The sequence below is a fragment of the Flavobacterium panici genome (assembly GCF_024499525.1).
Classification (GTDB): domain Bacteria; phylum Bacteroidota; class Bacteroidia; order Flavobacteriales; family Flavobacteriaceae; genus Flavobacterium; species Flavobacterium panici.
This window is the reverse complement of the sequence record NZ_CP100437.1, coordinates 962666-978375: the sequence shown is the minus strand read 5'-3', so window position 1 is coordinate 978375 and position 15710 is coordinate 962666. Positions and strand designations below refer to the sequence as shown.

Here is a 15710-nt window from a genome sequence, read left to right as displayed (position 1 = left end):
TGTTTGTTTATATCAAATTTCAATTTCATAACTTTGTTTTTATGAAATTACCTGAAAATCTTAATCAGAAACTTGAAAACCGAAAGCAGAATAATTCGCTTCGCAAACTCCCCGTGTTTAATAATCTGGTGGATTTTTCTTCGAATGATTATATCGGATTTTCAAAATCCGAATCAATTTTTAAATTGACACATGCTTATCTGCACGAAAATGAAATTTTTCAAAACGGAGCGACAGGTTCAAGATTAATTTCAGGAAACCATTCTTTATATCATATTGCAGAAAATTTTATTGCACAATTTCATGACGCAGAAGCCGCTTTAATTTTTAATTCGGGTTATGATGCCAATTTGGGTTTTTTTAGCGCTGTACCGCAAAGAAATGATGTTATTTTGTATGATGAACTAAGTCACGCTTCCATTCGGGATGGAATTGTAATGTCAAATGCAAAATCATACAAATTCAGCCATAATGATTTTGAAGATTTAGAACGACTTATTCTAAAATTTCCCGATACCAATATTTACATAGTTACCGAAACTGTTTTTTCTATGGATGGCGACAGCCCGAATTTAGAAGAATTAGTACAGCTTTCGGAAAAATACAACTGTTATTTAGTAGTTGATGAAGCTCATACTTTGGGTGTTTTTGGAGATAAAGGAGAAGGTCTTCTTCAGTATTTAGAACTGCACAACAGAATTTTTGCCCGAATTATGACATTTGGAAAAGGTTTAGGCTGTCACGGCGCGGTTGTACTTGGAAGTCCGGAACTCAAAGAATATCTAATAAACTTTGCCCGAAGTTTTATTTATACTACAGGATTATCTCCACATTCTGTTGCGACAATTTTAACGGCATATCAACAGCTGGAAATTGAAAAAGAAACAATCGAAAAACTGCGTCAAAATATTATTTTCTTCAATCAGCAGAAAAACTTATTAGGTCTAAAACCAATGTTTGTTCGAGGTAAATCAGCAATTCAGTCTGCCATTGTTCAGGGAAACGAAAGTGTTAAGAAGTTAGCTCAGCAATTACAAGACAAAGGTTTTGATGTAAAACCAATTCTTTCTCCAACAGTTCCCGAAGGTCAGGAACGTTTGCGTTTTTGCATCCACAGTTACAATTCTGAAGACGAAATTAAGCAAGTTCTAGAATTATTAGGAAATTACGTATATTAGGCCCGCCGATTAAACGAATTAAACGGGTTTACACAGCGTATAATGTCTGACTTATTACACAAAGAAAAATCAAAATCTATTCTAAAAGTATTTTATGATGTTTATAATCAATTAGGTTATGGTTTTCTGGAAAAAGTTTATCAAAATGCAATGTATTTTGAACTAAAATCTTTAGGCTATAAAGTTGAAACTCAAAAACAAATCAAAGTATATTTCAAAAATCAATTAGTTGGCGAGTATTACGCAGATTTGGTAATTGATGATGTTATCATAATTGAATTAAAAGCTTGTGAATATCTTTTAAGCTCGCATATAGCCCAATTGATGAATTATCTCAAATCAACAAAAATGGAAGTCGGCCTGCTTTTGAATTTTGGAGAAAGCCCAGAATTCAAACGCTTAATCTATACAAATAACAGAAAACCAAATTTAATACTGCGTTAATCCGTTAAACCTGTTTTATCAGTGGGCTAAAATAATTTTCAATATTTTTCTGTAACGTTTTGACTATTCCTATACTTACGAGTTGTAATTATAAAATGAGTTTTAGTCATTAACCTAACCAATCTTCAAAATGAAAAAAGTATTCCATTTATTTATAGCATTTATATTAGTTGCTTTTAGCATAAAATCACAAGCTCAAACCAAATCGGCTAAATTAGAAAATTCTCTTTTATGGGAAGTTTCCGGGAACGGACTTTCTAAACCTTCTTATTTATATGGAACAATTCATATGATTTGTTCTTCGGATTATTTTCTAACTGAAAAAACCAAGAAAGCTTTAGAATCTTCTGAAAAATTAATACTTGAAATCAACTTTTCTGATCCAAAAGAAATGTCAGAAATGCAGCAATTGGCAATGGGAAAAGAACCTTTAAGCAAAAAACTAAACCCGGAACAGCTGACAAAATTAGATGCAATTCTCAAGAAAACTACAGGAATGACCGTGCAGCAAGTTGACAGCTTTAGTTTGCTGACTGTAATGAGTTTGATTTCAATGAAAAGTTTTGACTGCGCCGATTTAAAATTCTACGAAATGGAATTTATAGAGCAGGCTAAAAAAAGAACTATTGAAATTGGCGGGCTTGAAACTGTAAAGGAACAATTCGGAATGTTTGATAAAGCGTATTCAACTGATGAAATGATTTCGATGTTAGAAGAATCGACTCCTGAAGAATCGGCTAAATTAGTTTCGGCATATAAAACCGAGAATATTGATTTAATGTTTGATTTTACAACAGATAAAAAATATACAAGCGAAAAAACCAAAAAGATTATTCTTGACGAAAGAAATTTAAACTGGGTAAAAAACATGCCCGAATTAATGAAGAAGCAAAGCATCTTTTTTGCTGTTGGATCAGGACATTTGGCAGGAGAATTTGGAGTTATTAATTTATTAAGAAAAGCAGATTATAAGGTAAAACCAATTCTGAATTAATAGATTTTGAAAGAAAGGGAACAAGAGTTTTTAAATCGGATTGAAAATCATAAGGGAATTTTGTACAAAGTTTCTAAAATGTACATGGATACACATGACGATCAGCAGGATTTATTTCAGGAAATTATTTGCCAGCTCTGGAAATCGTATGATTCTTTTCGAAATGAAAGTCAGTTTTCAACTTGGATGTATCGCGTAGCTGTAAATACGGCAATTGTTTTCCTGAAGAAAGAAAAGCGGAAAGTTGATAAATATGAAATCGCTTCAGAAAATGTAAAAGAAGAAGAAGGCGATTCTCAAATCAAAGAAAACCAGATTGAACACTTTTATAAAGCTGTTCAAAAACTGGAAAAAATTGATAAGGCTATTATTTTTTATCAGTTAGAAGGCTTTTCACATAAAGAAATTGGAGAAAACCTCGGAATCTCTGAAGGAAATGCGAGAGTAAAACTGAATCGGGCAAAAGAAAAATTAAAAGATATAATTAAAAACCAAGGATATGGATTTTGATGAAATACAAAACGCATGGAATAACGATCAGCCAAAAAATGTTGTTGTTCCCCATAATTTAGAAAAAATACAATCGGCAAATACACCTTTGGATAAAATTAAAAAAAACCTGAAAACAGAATTTTATTATCAAATCCTGTCCATAGTTTTCATTGGCACAGTTCCTTTGATTGCAAATCTGCCGCCAAAATGGACTTTTTTTTATTATTTACTTTTTAGTCTTTTTGTGGCCGTTTGTGTTTATTATTTACTGAAGCTTTATTTCTTTTATAAAAGACTAAATAATACCACTTTAACAACAAAAGACAGTTTGTATGAAACTTATTTTGACATAAGACTGAATATGGAATTGTACAAAACATTTGGGTTTGCCTTAACGCCGTTTTTGGTTTTATACCTTTTGGGACTTTATTATTATGCGTTTTCAAAAATTCCGGGATTTTTTGATCACGAATTTTCAAATGGACATTTAGTCGCATTCTTTTTGATTGTTGTTTTTGGAGTACTCTTTATGGGGATTTCTTTAGAATGGTGGGTCCACAAATTTTATGGAAAATTCGCCAGTGAAATAAGAAAAGTAATTGACGAATTAAAAGAAGAAGAATAAACAGAACCCATCGTAATGATGGGTTTGTTTTTATTGGTATTTTTGTTGATGGCTCACAGATAAAACAGATGTGACAGATTTACACTGATTATTAAGCCAAGATTGATTAAAAAAATAAAAATCCGCGTTAATCTGTTTAATCAGTAAAATTCGTGGTCAATAAATTATGAAAATATTCGTAACAGGAATTTCGACAGATGTTGGTAAAACAATCGCTTCTTCGATTATTGTAGAAGCTTTAGAGGCTGATTATTGGAAACCAATTCAAGCTGGGGATTTAGACAATTCTGACAGTCATAAAATTCAATCCCGAATTTCTAATAAAAAAACTCAAATTTTTGAGAACAGTTATAAATTGAATACACCGGCAAGTCCGCATTTGGCGGCAGAAATTGATGGTGTAAAAATCGAACTAAATCAAATTCAGGAACCAAAAACGAAAAACAATTTAGTTATTGAAGGTGCAGGTGGAATTTTTGTTCCGTTAAATGATAAAGAAACCATCATCGATTTAATACAACCAGATTATAAAATTGTTGTTGTTTCAAGACATTATCTGGGAAGTATTAATCATACTTTATTAACGATTGAGGCAATTCAGAATCGGGGATTTAAAGTCGCTGGAATTATCTTCAGCGGAAGCGAAAACAAATCAACAGAAAGTTTAATTCTGAATAAAACCGGAATAAACTGCATCGGAAGAATTGATGAAGAACCCTATTTCGATCAAAATGTAATTAAAGAATACGCCGATTTATTTAGAGAGAATTTGCTTAATTTATAGAATAAAGATTATAGAATAAAGAAAATAGAGTTTCCTATCTTTGTTTAAACAATTGAGTTTAGTCTTTTTTCTATTCTCTTTCTTCTATTTTCTTAACAATGAGCTTAACAGAAAAAGATCGTCAATATCTTTGGCATCCTTATACACAGCATAAAACTTCACAAACGCCAATTGCAATTACTCGGGCAGAAGGCGCATTACTTTGGGATGAAAACAATAAAGAATACATCGATGCAATTGCTTCCTGGTGGGTAAATCCGTTTGGGCATAGTAATAAATTTATTGCCGATGCTATTTACAAACAATTGACAATTTTAGAGCACGTTTTGTTTGGCGGTTTTACACATGAACCGGCAGTAAAAGTTGGGGAGAGATTAATGGAAATCCTGCCGAAAAACCAGCAGAAGATTTTCTTTTCAGACAATGGTTCTACGGCAGTTGAAGTAGCGATTAAAGTAGCGCTTCAATATTTCTTTAATAAGAATGAAAAGCGAACTACAATTATTGCCTTTGAAAATGCTTTTCACGGAGATACTTTTGCGGCGATGGCAGCGAGCGGAATTTCGTTTTATACACAAGCTTTTCAAGGAATGTTTATAGATGTAGTCCGAATTCCTGTTCCAATAAAAGGGCAGGAGCAGGCAAGTTTTGACGCTTTAGAAGAAGCAATTAAAAAACATAATTGTGCCGGATTTATTTTTGAACCTTTGGTACAGGGCGCAGCCGGAATGGTAATGTATGAACCTGAAGCGTTAGAAAAATTGATTCAGATATGTGCAGCAAATAATGTCCTGACAATTGCTGATGAAGTAATGACGGGTTTTGGAAAAACCGGAAAAACCTTTGCTATGGATTATGTTTCGGAAGAGCCGGATATGATTTGTCTTTCGAAAGCATTAACCGGAGGAACAATCCCAATGGCGATTACAACTTTTACTCAGGATATTTTCGATGCATTTTATGATGATGATATTAATAAAGCTTTGTTTCATGGTCATACATTTACAGCGAATCCAACAGGTTGTGCGGCGGCTTTAGCAAGTATGGATTTATTGCAGACAACAGAAATGCAGCAAAATATTGAAAGAATAAATGCTAGTCATTTAGATTTTCAAAAGAAGATTGAGAATCATCCAAAAGTAATTACTGCCAGAACTTTGGGAGTTATTTTTGCCGTTGAAATAAAATCAGATTCAGAAGAAAGCTATTACGGATCAATGCGGACAAAATTATATAATTTCTTTATTGATAAAGGAGTTGTTTTGCGCCCCGTTGGGAATATCGTTTATATTTTGCCTCCATATATAATGACAGATGAACAGCTTCATAAAGTATACACTACTATTGAAGAAGCTATTGAAATGGTATGATTTGCCCACAGATTTTAACGGATAAAACAGATTTACGCAGCTTAATTATTTACTCCGTGTAAATCTGTTCAACCCGCTTTATCAGTGTGCCATTTTTTTTACAGACCTTTGTTATAAATAAACTATTGTGAATACATCAAAAATTGCCATAATCGCTTTTTCATCGATTTCTCCGCTAGGAAATAATAGTGAAGAAGTTTGGAAAAAATATCTTGATAATAACCATTGCTTTACGAAACAGTTTTTGGATCAGCAGGAAACTTCTGTTGCTGCTCTTGATGCTGAATCGAAACAAATTGTGGCTGAAATCCGTGAATCGGATATTAAATATAAATTTCTAGATGATTCTGTTTTATTTGCTTTAGCAGCTTCGCGAAAAGCAATTGAAAAAGCAGGCTGGAATTCAAATGATATTTTCGGAATCAATATTGGTTCTTCAAGAGGCGCTACAGATTTATTCGAAAAACATTACAAAGAATATCTTGAAACAGGAAAAGCACAAACTTTAGCATCACCAACAACAACTTTAGGAAATATTTCGTCCTGGATAGCACACGATTTACAAAGCGCAGGCCCTGAAATTTCGCATTCAATTACCTGCTCAACGGCGCTTCACGCACTTTTAAATGGGGTTGCATGGTTAAAATCTGAAATGGCTGATAAGTTTTTGGTTGGAGGAAGTGAAGCTCCTTTAACTGATTTTACCATTGGACAAATGCGGGCTTTGAAAATTTATTCACGATTGGATCAGGAAATTGATTTGTGGCCAAATTTAGCTTTTGATTTCAAGAAAACACAAAACACCATGATTTTGGGAGAAGGCGCAGCGGTTTGTTGTTTAGAAGCTGGAGAAAAAGAAAATGCAATAGCTTATGTTATTGGTGTTGGTTATGCGACTGAAATTTTGGAACACAATATTTCAATTTCTGCGGAAGCGGACTGTTTTCAAAAATCTATGAAAATGGCTTTAAAAGATATTGATTTAGAAAGTGTTGATGCAATTGTAATGCACGCGCCCGGAACTATAAAAGGAGATTTGACGGAATTAAGAGCAATTGAAAAAGTGTTTGGTTCTAACTTGCCTTTGTTAACGACTAATAAATGGAAGATCGGACATACTTTTGGGGCATCTGGAATGTTGAGTTTAGAATTGGCACTTTTAATGTTGCAAAACGACATTTTTATAGAAACACCTTTTTCAGAATCAAAAAAGCAAGACAAATCAATTAAAAGGGTTTTAGTTAATGCAGTAGGTTTTGGCGGAAACGCTGTGAGTATTTTAATTGAAAAAGCCTAATATTCATCTTATTTAAAAACAAAAAATCCATTCCGTTTTGCGGAATGGATTTTTTTATTGGAAGAAGTTTTTATTATTTGAAGATAATCTTTCTTGTGACTTCGGCTTTGTTTTCAAGAGTTACTTTTACCAGTAAAACCTGCTCAGCAGCCTGTAGATTTGAGATTGAAAATTCTGTCGTTTCAACTTTCTTTTTGTTGTATAAAAGTTTTCCTGTAATATCAAAAACAGAAACTTCTTTAATGTTTTCTTTTGAAGAAGTGACTTTGATTGCTTTATCTTTTACAGAAACCAAAAGTCCGTCTTTTACATTTTCAAAATCGCCTGTACCTAATGTTTTATTCGTATAACGAAGTACAAAACGATCTGTAAATGTTCCTATCTCAGTAGTAAATTTATAATTACCGACTTTTAGGTCGTGTACTTTACTGGTTACTTTGTCTTCCAGATAAACTGCCTGATCGTTTAGCAATCCATCTGTATGATCAATAGCGATTGTGAATTCTCCTGCAACGGCAGTTCTGTAACCAAGCGGAACTAAATCTGTATCTTCAAAAGGAAGTCCACGTCCCTGAATCGTTAGTTTCTTGGCTTCATTTAAACTATAAAAGTCTAAATAAACACTTCCATTAAGAGTAGCTGCATCATAATTTTGATCCCAGCTGTTTGTCGCTCCGTCTATATAACCTACAAGGACTTGTTTAAATAATCCTGTTGTAGTTGACATATTCAGCCATACGCGGTTTCTCTCAATATCGGCAGCTGTTTTAAAGAACTGGCTGTTTTCGCCTGGAATTCTCATACTGTTTGTAAAAACAACATTATTTCCTGTACTTGCTTTAAAGAAGAATCCCTGACCTGCTGCAATTTTTCCACTTGCTGCCGGCCCATTAGAAGTTCCTGTACTTCCTGATAAGGTATATACCGAATAATCATCTGGATCATAGTTATATGTTTCATTTCCAGTGGTATTTTCGTCAGGCTGATTTGTGTGTGTCCAGAAATACAATGCTCCAGTTCCTGCGTCGGTTATTAATTTGTTTGCACTAATTGCTGACGGGTATGGATTTCCGATTAAATGCCACTTTGTAGCTACAGGTGTAATGGTAAAGTCCCCATTATTTGGAACTCCCGTAAAAGAAGCTTGAAAAACAGCAGCGCTAACATTTTCCTGAGGCCCTCTTACAATATATCCTTGTCCAGGTGTCATAACCTGAGTTCCGTTATAACTAATTACCCATCCACTTGTTGGATTAAAACTTTGGTATTTATCTGCCAGAGTAGTTGGTGATAAATCATGAAGTGTTATACCCGGTGTTGCAGTAACTGGTACTGACCAGTAAACATAATCGTAACGATTTATAGGAGTTGTGCTTCTTAAATAAGTAATGTTTCCGCTGTTAACAGCATTGGTTGTTTGAACTAAACTTGCATTGTTCTCAAAAGTTAAAGTACTGCCTGTATTAACTGTTACTGCATTTGTAACGGTTAGAGTGTTTGTACTTCTTACTATAAAAGAGCTATTATTATTCAAATTAATTGAATGAGCTTTATATTCAATATTTGTTCCTGTAATTTCCGGCTTGTTTGCGATTGAAGTTAAATCTGGAATCACTACACAGTCATCGACAGTAGGAACTCCGCTTGGAGTCCAGTTTCCGGCAACGTTCCAGTTTGTACTTACACTACCATTCCATGTTTTACCTGCATAAGTATTTACAGTAACAACTGTAATTGGAGATTCACATCCTGAACTGTTTTTAGTAGTAACATTATATGATGATCCTGTTGCTACTCCAGTAAATATACCAGTAGTATTAGTGTAAGTTGTTCCGTCAATACTATAAGTAATTCCTGCAGCTGGTGCCGGACTTGAAACTGTAATAGTTGCTGTAGGTACAGCACATGTTGGCTGAGTTGTTACAGATGCAGTTGGCGCAGTTGGCGTTGGATTTACGGTTAATAAAGCAGAGTTTGATGTGCTTGAACATGTTCCAACTGTAATGATACAACGAACATAATATCCAGAATATGATAATGGAATGTTTGTCACATTTAATAATGCAGTTGTATGACCGGTTACACCAGCAGCTCCGTTTGTGTTTGTCCAGTTTGAATTATCTGGTGAATATTGCCATTGATAAGATGGACTTCCTGCAGAAGTAACTATGGTAAATGTATGATTTTTGCCTTCACAAACCGCAATTGCTTGTGGATGTGTTGTTATTGTTGGTAATGCATTTACAGTTAAAGTTACATTTGTTGTAAATGACTGACTGCAATTAGGAGTGCTGCTTGTAGTCGTAATTCCGGTAATTTGTAAAGTCTGGCCATTATTTGCCGCTGTTAAAAGAGGTGTTGTAAAGCTAGCTGTTCCACCTGCTGTTGCAGTAACACTTGTTACAGGAGTCTGTGCGACACCATTAATTGTATATGAAACAGTCGAAGTACTGCTTGCTAATAATCCGGTTAAATTTATTGTAGCAGAAGATCCCGCACATACTGCAGCGGCTTGGCTTGCTCCGGTTAAAGTTGGAGTTGGGTTTACCGCTAAAGTTACATTTGTTGTAAAAGACTGACTGCAATTAGGAGTACTACTTGTGGTTGTAATTCCAGTTATACGCAATACTTGACCGTTATTTGCTGCTGTTAATGCTGGTGTTGTAAAACTAGCTGTTCCGCCTGCAGTTGCTGTTACACCAGTTACAGGAGTTTGTGCAACGCTGTTTATCGTATATGAAACTGTAGAAGTACTGCTTGCTAATAGCCCGGTTAAATTTATTGTAGCAGAAGATCCCACACATACTGAAGCAGCTTGACTGGCTCCAGATAAGGTTGGAGTTGGGTTTACTGCTAAAGTTACATTTGTTGTAAATGACTGGCTGCAATTAGGAGTACTGCTTGTTGTAGTTATTCCGGTAATTTGCAATGTTTGCCCATTATTTGCAGCTGTTAATGCAGGTGTTGTAAAACTTGCTGTTCCTCCTGCTGTTGCTGTTAGACCAGTTATAGATGTCTGAGCAACACCATTAATTGTATATGAAACAGTAAAAGTGCTGCTGGCTCTTAGTCCAGTTAAATTTATAGTTGCAGAAGATCCTACACATACTGCAGCAGCTTGACTTGCTCCAGTTAAAGTTGGTGAAGGATTTACCGCTAAAGTTACATTTGTTGTAAATGACTGACTGCAATTAGGTGTGTTACTTGTTGTAGTTATTCCGGTAATTTGTAAAGTTTGGCCATTATTTGCAGCTGTTAATGCAGCTGATGTAAAACTAGCTGTTCCTCCTGCAGTTGCCGTTACGCCTGTTACAGGGGTCTGTGCGACACCATTAATTGTATATGAAACGGTAGAAGTACTGCTTGCTAATAATCCGGTTAAATTTATCGTAGCAGAAGACCCCACGCATACTGTGGCAGCTTGGCTTGCTCCGGTTAAAGTTGGAGTTGGGTTTACTGCTAAAGTTACATTTGTTGTAAAAGACTGACTGCAATTAGGAGTACTGCTTGTTGTAGTTATTCCGGTAATTTGCAAAGTCTGGCCATTATTTGCAGCTGTTAATGCTGGTGTTGTAAAACTAGCAGTTCCGCCTGCAGTAGCCGTTACGCCAGTCACAGGAGTTTGAGCAACGCTGTTTATAGTATATGAAACTGTTGAAGTACTGCTTGCTAATAGCCCAGTTAAATTTATCGTAGCAGAAGATCCCACACATACTGCAGCAGCTTGACTGGCTCCAGATAAAGTTGGAGTTGGGTTTACGGCTAAAGTTACATTAATTGTAAACGACTGGCTGCAATTAGGAGTACTGCTTGTTGTAGTTATTCCGGTAATTTGTAAAGTCTGGCCATTATTTGCAGCTGTTAATGCAGGTGTTGTAAAGCTAGCTGTTCCTCCTGCTGTTGCTGTTAAACCAGTTATAGATGTCTGAGCAACACCATTAATTGTATATGAAACAGTAAAAGTGCTGCTGGCTCTTAGTCCAGTTAAATTTATAGTTGCAGAAGATCCTACACATACTGCAGCAGCCTGACTTGCTCCAGTTAAAGTTGGTGAAGGATTTACCGCTAAAGTTACATTTGTTGTAAATGACTGACTGCAATTAGGTGTGTTACTTGTTGTAGTTATTCCGGTAATTTGTAAAGTCTGGCCATTATTTGCTGCTGTTAATGCAGCTGATGTAAAACTAGCTGTTCCGCCTGTAGTTGCCGTTACGCCTGTTACAGGAGTTTGTGCAATACCATTAATTGTATATGAAACAGTTGAAGTACTGCTTGCTAATAATCCGGTTAAATTTATCGTAGCAGAAGATCCTGCGCATACTGCAGCAGCTTGACTTGCTCCTGTTAAAGTTGGGGTTGGATTTACAGTAAGTGTTACTGGGTTTGAAGTTACGCTTGTAGTACAAACATCACCAACAACTACAGTATAATTTCCAGCATTCGCAGCCGTAGGGTTTGTTAAAGTAAGTGTATTGGTACCTTGTCCAGAAATTACTCCTCCGTTAGTGGCAGCAACTCCGCCTAGTCTCCATGAATAAGTTAGGCCAGATCCTGTTGCAGCAACAGAAATTGTACGTACTCCTGTACCAGAACAAACAGCAGCCGGTGTTGTTGGTTGAGTTGTAATTGCTGCTGTACTCATGTCGACAAGAACCGATGTTGTTGTCGTTGTCGTTCCACAAGTTACCTGAACACGATAATATGTTTTTGCAGTTTGAGTAGTGGAAAATGTAGAATTTGAGTTTGTAACATCTTGATATCTAATTAATAAATTGTCAATAATGTGATTGTCGTTTGAACCTCCGGTTCTTGCAGCAAACTTATATTTCCAAGTTGATTTATTAGTTGAAAGATAAGCTACAGGAAGAGATAAATCAGAAACAACTACTGATCCATTAATTCTTAATGTAAGTTTTCCTTTAGAATCTACCGTCAAAACTACCGGAGTATTTCCTGTAGTTGGTCTTAATGGTGGAACGTCAATTGCTGAATTGAAAAGTACATTTCCAGCATATAATACACGAACACGACTACCAGCAGCTACGCCTTCATTGTCATAGGTGTCGAATTGAACTATAATTCCTGAACCTTGACCACTTTCTCCTCCTGCTGCATCGCTAGTAATATCACCTGCATAACTTAAACTAAAACCGTCAGCACCAGTACCTCCAGAAGGAATTTGATAATCGAAATTTACTGTAAATGCATCCATGTTTGTACCAGGAATAGTTTGAATTACCCAAGCTCCATTTAAACTATTTGTTGCTGGAGTTAACAATAATTGATTTGCTGTTATAGTGGCACTACCATAAAGGTTAGTATTGGTCGGCAATGAGTTGAATGCTTCGGTTCCAAAAAATGTTATTGGAGCAGGAGTAGCATTTGTCCAAGTTGCGTTATCTGGAGAGGTTTGCCATACATATGTTGCTCCATCTGATAATGTGCTGCTCGGCAATGAAATTGTGAAAGGAACATTTGGACATACCGTAGAAGCAGAACTTACCGGAGCTCCCGCTGTACCTGAGCATCCAAATTGTACAGTTACTTTATAATCTTCCATTTGCCCACTGCTTCCGCTTATGGCACAAGGAGTATTATTATATCCAGTTAAACGACCAATAATTCTCATCTTGATGTCGCCAGTAACTATGCTTGGGACTGTAATATATACCGATGCGGCTTTACCATCAGCAGTCGTTCCTACTGAATTTCTGATAGTTCCTATTTGAGAATACTCACCAGCATCATCAAAATCACCATCATTATTCCAGTCAAAAAATGCAGAATAGTAAACGTTTTGATCTCCTCCTGTATTTCCTCTTACTGTTAAAGCATAACTTTTTCCTTGAGTAATTTTAGTTGGAGTGTCTGCAGTGAAATCTTCATAGCCACCTGTTCCTGAGCTTGTTTTTGATAATGTATTTAAGTTTACATTTATAATTTGTAGTACCGATGAAAAATTAGCACAAGTACTAGTAGAGGCATTTATCTGACCAGTTGTTGCTGTAAAATAAGTGTCGCTTTTATTGGTTGCAGGCGAACTTGAACTACCCCAAGAACCTGGCAAAGCTAGAGTAGAACCTAATGTTAATGTGTTTGCAGTATGTGTTTGTGTACCTAAATTGGTATTTATGCCAGAATTTATGGTTAATGCATTTGTTATTACTGTAGCTCCAGTCGATGCAAATGTTTTTGTACCACTTCCCGAAAAAGTTAGAGCATAAAAAGTAGGAACATTAAAAGATTGATTTGCTCCATTTAATGTAACCGTTCCAGTGCCTGGAGTGAATGTACCACTGCTGGTAAAATTTCCGCCAATTGTTAAATTATTATTACTTGTTGCTAATGTTACAGTATTAGCAATATTTACATCAGAAGTAACAATTGTAGCTCCTCCGAGTGTTTTAGTTCCAGAATTCGAAACTATTAAATTCGAATAAGTTGTAGTAAATATTGTTTGTGTTGTTCCATTATAATTAACTGTGTTTCCAGTAACTGTCGTTGTAAGAGTTGTTATAGGAGTGGTTGTAGCAGTTATATTAAGTTGACTGGCCGCCGTGGCATTGTTAAAAGTTGATATAGTTCCTGAACTTGCTAAATTAGTCGTTCCATTATTAGTAATTCCGTTTATTGTGCTAGAGCCACTAATGTTCAAAGTTCCAGTACTAGTGTTTACAAAATTTGCTGTCACTGTAGTAATTGCTGCAGTTGCATTTATAGTAGCGGTTCCAGAATTTGTTATAGTATTAATACCGCTTGAAGCGGTAGTGTTTATATTTAGTGTTGCTCCCGAATTGTTAGTTAAAGAACTAGATCCGGCAAGTGTATTGGTTACTGTTAGAATTCCATTATTTGAAACGCCAATATTGGCAGTTAATCTTGGTATACTGATTGTCCCGTTCAAGGCTTGTGTATTTGTGTCAAAAGTCTGAACTCCCGTACCTGTGGTAAATGTTCCATTATTTGTAATTCCTCCTCTAAATGTAACTCCTACATTTGAAGAGTTATTCCAATTTCCTCCGGAGTTAACAGTAACTAATCCTATGAAGGTTTTTGCTCCAGTATTGTTACTGAGGTTTAATGTTCCAGTAATTGAAGTAGTTCCCGTAATTGTTATAGCGTGGTTATTAACTATTAAAATTCCACCAGTTGAAATTTGTAAATTTCCAGTTATACTCCAAGCTGTCGTTGTTGACATTGTACAGCCATTTTGTATAATAAAAATATCACCAGCAGTAGTAAAATTTGCGGGATTACTTCCGGTACTATTTGTATTTGTCCACCAGTTTGTTAAAGTACTTGGTGAAATAGTGCCACTTGTAGGACTGTAATAAGTCGTAGCATTCGCAAGCGACACAACAAAAAACATCCCCAAACAAATTAATCTTAAACTAAGAGTGAAAGACTTTTCTTTAGAAGAATTAGGGAATAATAAAAATAAAGAACGAACGAACAAAAGTAGTTTTCGAATCATAGTAGGCGTGGTATTAAATTTGTTTTTGGCTTAAATTCAAATAAAAAATTTCAAGTTTCGTTATAAACGAAAGACTAATTTTGAACTTAAATTCTTATTAATAACTGTTTAATAAACAGGGCAATTTAACAAACAGAATTTACCCACAAAAATATTATAATTCTCAACATAAACAAGGTTTTGAAAAAAGAGTTTTGTCAAAAAGGCAATAAACACATCATAATTTAACATTTAAATGGTTATTTTTACCACTTATAGTTAAAAAGAAAGAAAATACTCATGAATGTAATTTTTACTCCAAAAGAAGCATTACAGAAATTAGAACGATTTTGTGCCTATCAGGAACGCTGTCATGACGAAGTTGTTTCGAAACTTTATAGCTTAAAAATGACTTCTGATGAAATTGATTCTATTGTTGTTCAGTTAATTGAAAATAATTTTTTGAATGAAACACGTTTTGCCTGTAGCTTCGCAAGAGGTAAACACAGAATCAAAAATTGGGGAAAAATCAGGATTACAAATGAGCTTAAATTGCGAAATATTTCTTCAACAAATATAAATCTCGCTCTTAAAGAAATTTCAAATGAAGAATATTTTGAAACTTTTGAAAATTTATCTGAAAGATGCTGGAATAGTATTCAGGAAAAAAATAATTTAAAAAAGCGCAAAAAATTTTGTGACTATCTTCTTCGAAGAGGTTATGAAAGTAATCTTGTTTATGAAAAAGTTAAAGAATTAGAGCAAGAATAAACATCAAAAAAAGATATTTAGAATTGCATTTTTTGCCTCACTTTAAATATTAAATTTTTATTTGAAAATATCTTAAATTCCTTACGGAATAAAAAATAACGCAAAGTTGTAAAATATTGCTTTTTTGAGGATTTTTTACAAAACCAGACGTTTTTTCGATTATTATCCCAAAAAAACAAAGCTAAAATGCTTATTACTAAGGATTTTTCTTATTTTTAATTTACTTGTTTTATAAGAAATTCCATAAAATCATCATTTTTGTCGTGCATTTCATCGATTATTTTATCGGTTTATCGATTATA

10 protein-coding genes are annotated in these 15710 nt (G+C 34.8%); 9 read left to right on the top strand and 1 reads right to left on the bottom strand.

Annotated features, from left to right (window positions below; all coding sequences use genetic code 11):
* Positions 1 to 41: 41 nt before the first annotated feature.
* From NLJ00_RS04430 to NLJ00_RS04395, 8 genes are all read left to right on the top strand, one after another.
* Positions 42 to 1178: an aminotransferase class I/II-fold pyridoxal phosphate-dependent enzyme gene (locus tag NLJ00_RS04430; protein ID WP_256636374.1), complete on the top strand. Its 1137-nt coding sequence runs from the start codon at positions 42 to 44 to the stop codon at positions 1176 to 1178.
* 42 nt (positions 1179 to 1220) lie between these two features.
* Positions 1221 to 1622, top strand: coding sequence for a GxxExxY protein (locus NLJ00_RS04425; protein ID WP_256636373.1), 402 nt, complete (start codon positions 1221 to 1223; stop codon positions 1620 to 1622).
* A 130-nt stretch (positions 1623 to 1752) separates the two neighbouring features.
* Positions 1753 to 2616 carry a TraB/GumN family protein gene (locus NLJ00_RS04420; protein ID WP_256636372.1) on the top strand — a complete coding sequence of 288 codons (864 nt, stop codon included), beginning with the start codon at positions 1753 to 1755 and terminating at the stop codon, positions 2614 to 2616.
* Positions 2617 to 2694: 78 nt separating this feature from the next.
* Positions 2695 to 3126 (top strand): RNA polymerase sigma factor, encoded by a 432-nt coding sequence (locus NLJ00_RS04415; protein ID WP_408611617.1) that lies wholly within the window; start codon positions 2695 to 2697, stop codon positions 3124 to 3126.
* A complete protein-coding gene (locus NLJ00_RS04410) occupies positions 3116 to 3733 on the top strand; it encodes a hypothetical protein (protein WP_256636370.1) in 618 nt (205 codons plus the stop codon). The genes NLJ00_RS04415 and NLJ00_RS04410 overlap by 11 nt, the downstream gene beginning before the upstream one ends.
* A 166-nt stretch (positions 3734 to 3899) precedes the next feature.
* Positions 3900 to 4517, top strand: a complete 618-nt coding sequence (bioD, locus tag NLJ00_RS04405; RefSeq protein ID WP_256636369.1) for a dethiobiotin synthase — start codon at positions 3900 to 3902, stop codon at positions 4515 to 4517.
* A gap of 98 nt (positions 4518 to 4615) precedes the next feature.
* The gene (gene bioA, locus NLJ00_RS04400; protein WP_256636368.1) at positions 4616 to 5887 is read left to right on the top strand and encodes an adenosylmethionine--8-amino-7-oxononanoate transaminase; all 1272 of its coding nucleotides are present in this window, start codon (positions 4616 to 4618) and stop codon (positions 5885 to 5887) included.
* A gap of 127 nt (positions 5888 to 6014) precedes the next feature.
* Positions 6015 to 7184 (top strand): beta-ketoacyl synthase N-terminal-like domain-containing protein, encoded by a 1170-nt coding sequence (locus tag NLJ00_RS04395; RefSeq protein ID WP_256636367.1) that lies wholly within the window; start codon positions 6015 to 6017, stop codon positions 7182 to 7184.
* A gap of 73 nt (positions 7185 to 7257) precedes the next feature.
* On the opposite strand, the gene NLJ00_RS04390 is transcribed toward NLJ00_RS04395, so the two are convergent.
* Positions 7258 to 14658, bottom strand: a complete 7401-nt coding sequence (locus NLJ00_RS04390) for a T9SS sorting signal type C domain-containing protein (protein ID WP_256636366.1) — start codon at positions 14656 to 14658, stop codon at positions 7258 to 7260.
* Between the two features lie 279 nt (positions 14659 to 14937).
* Between NLJ00_RS04390 and NLJ00_RS04385 the strand changes: the two genes are divergently transcribed.
* Positions 14938 to 15408, top strand: a complete 471-nt coding sequence (locus tag NLJ00_RS04385) for a regulatory protein RecX (RefSeq protein ID WP_256636365.1) — start codon at positions 14938 to 14940, stop codon at positions 15406 to 15408.
* The last annotated feature ends 302 nt before the right edge of the window (positions 15409 to 15710 follow it).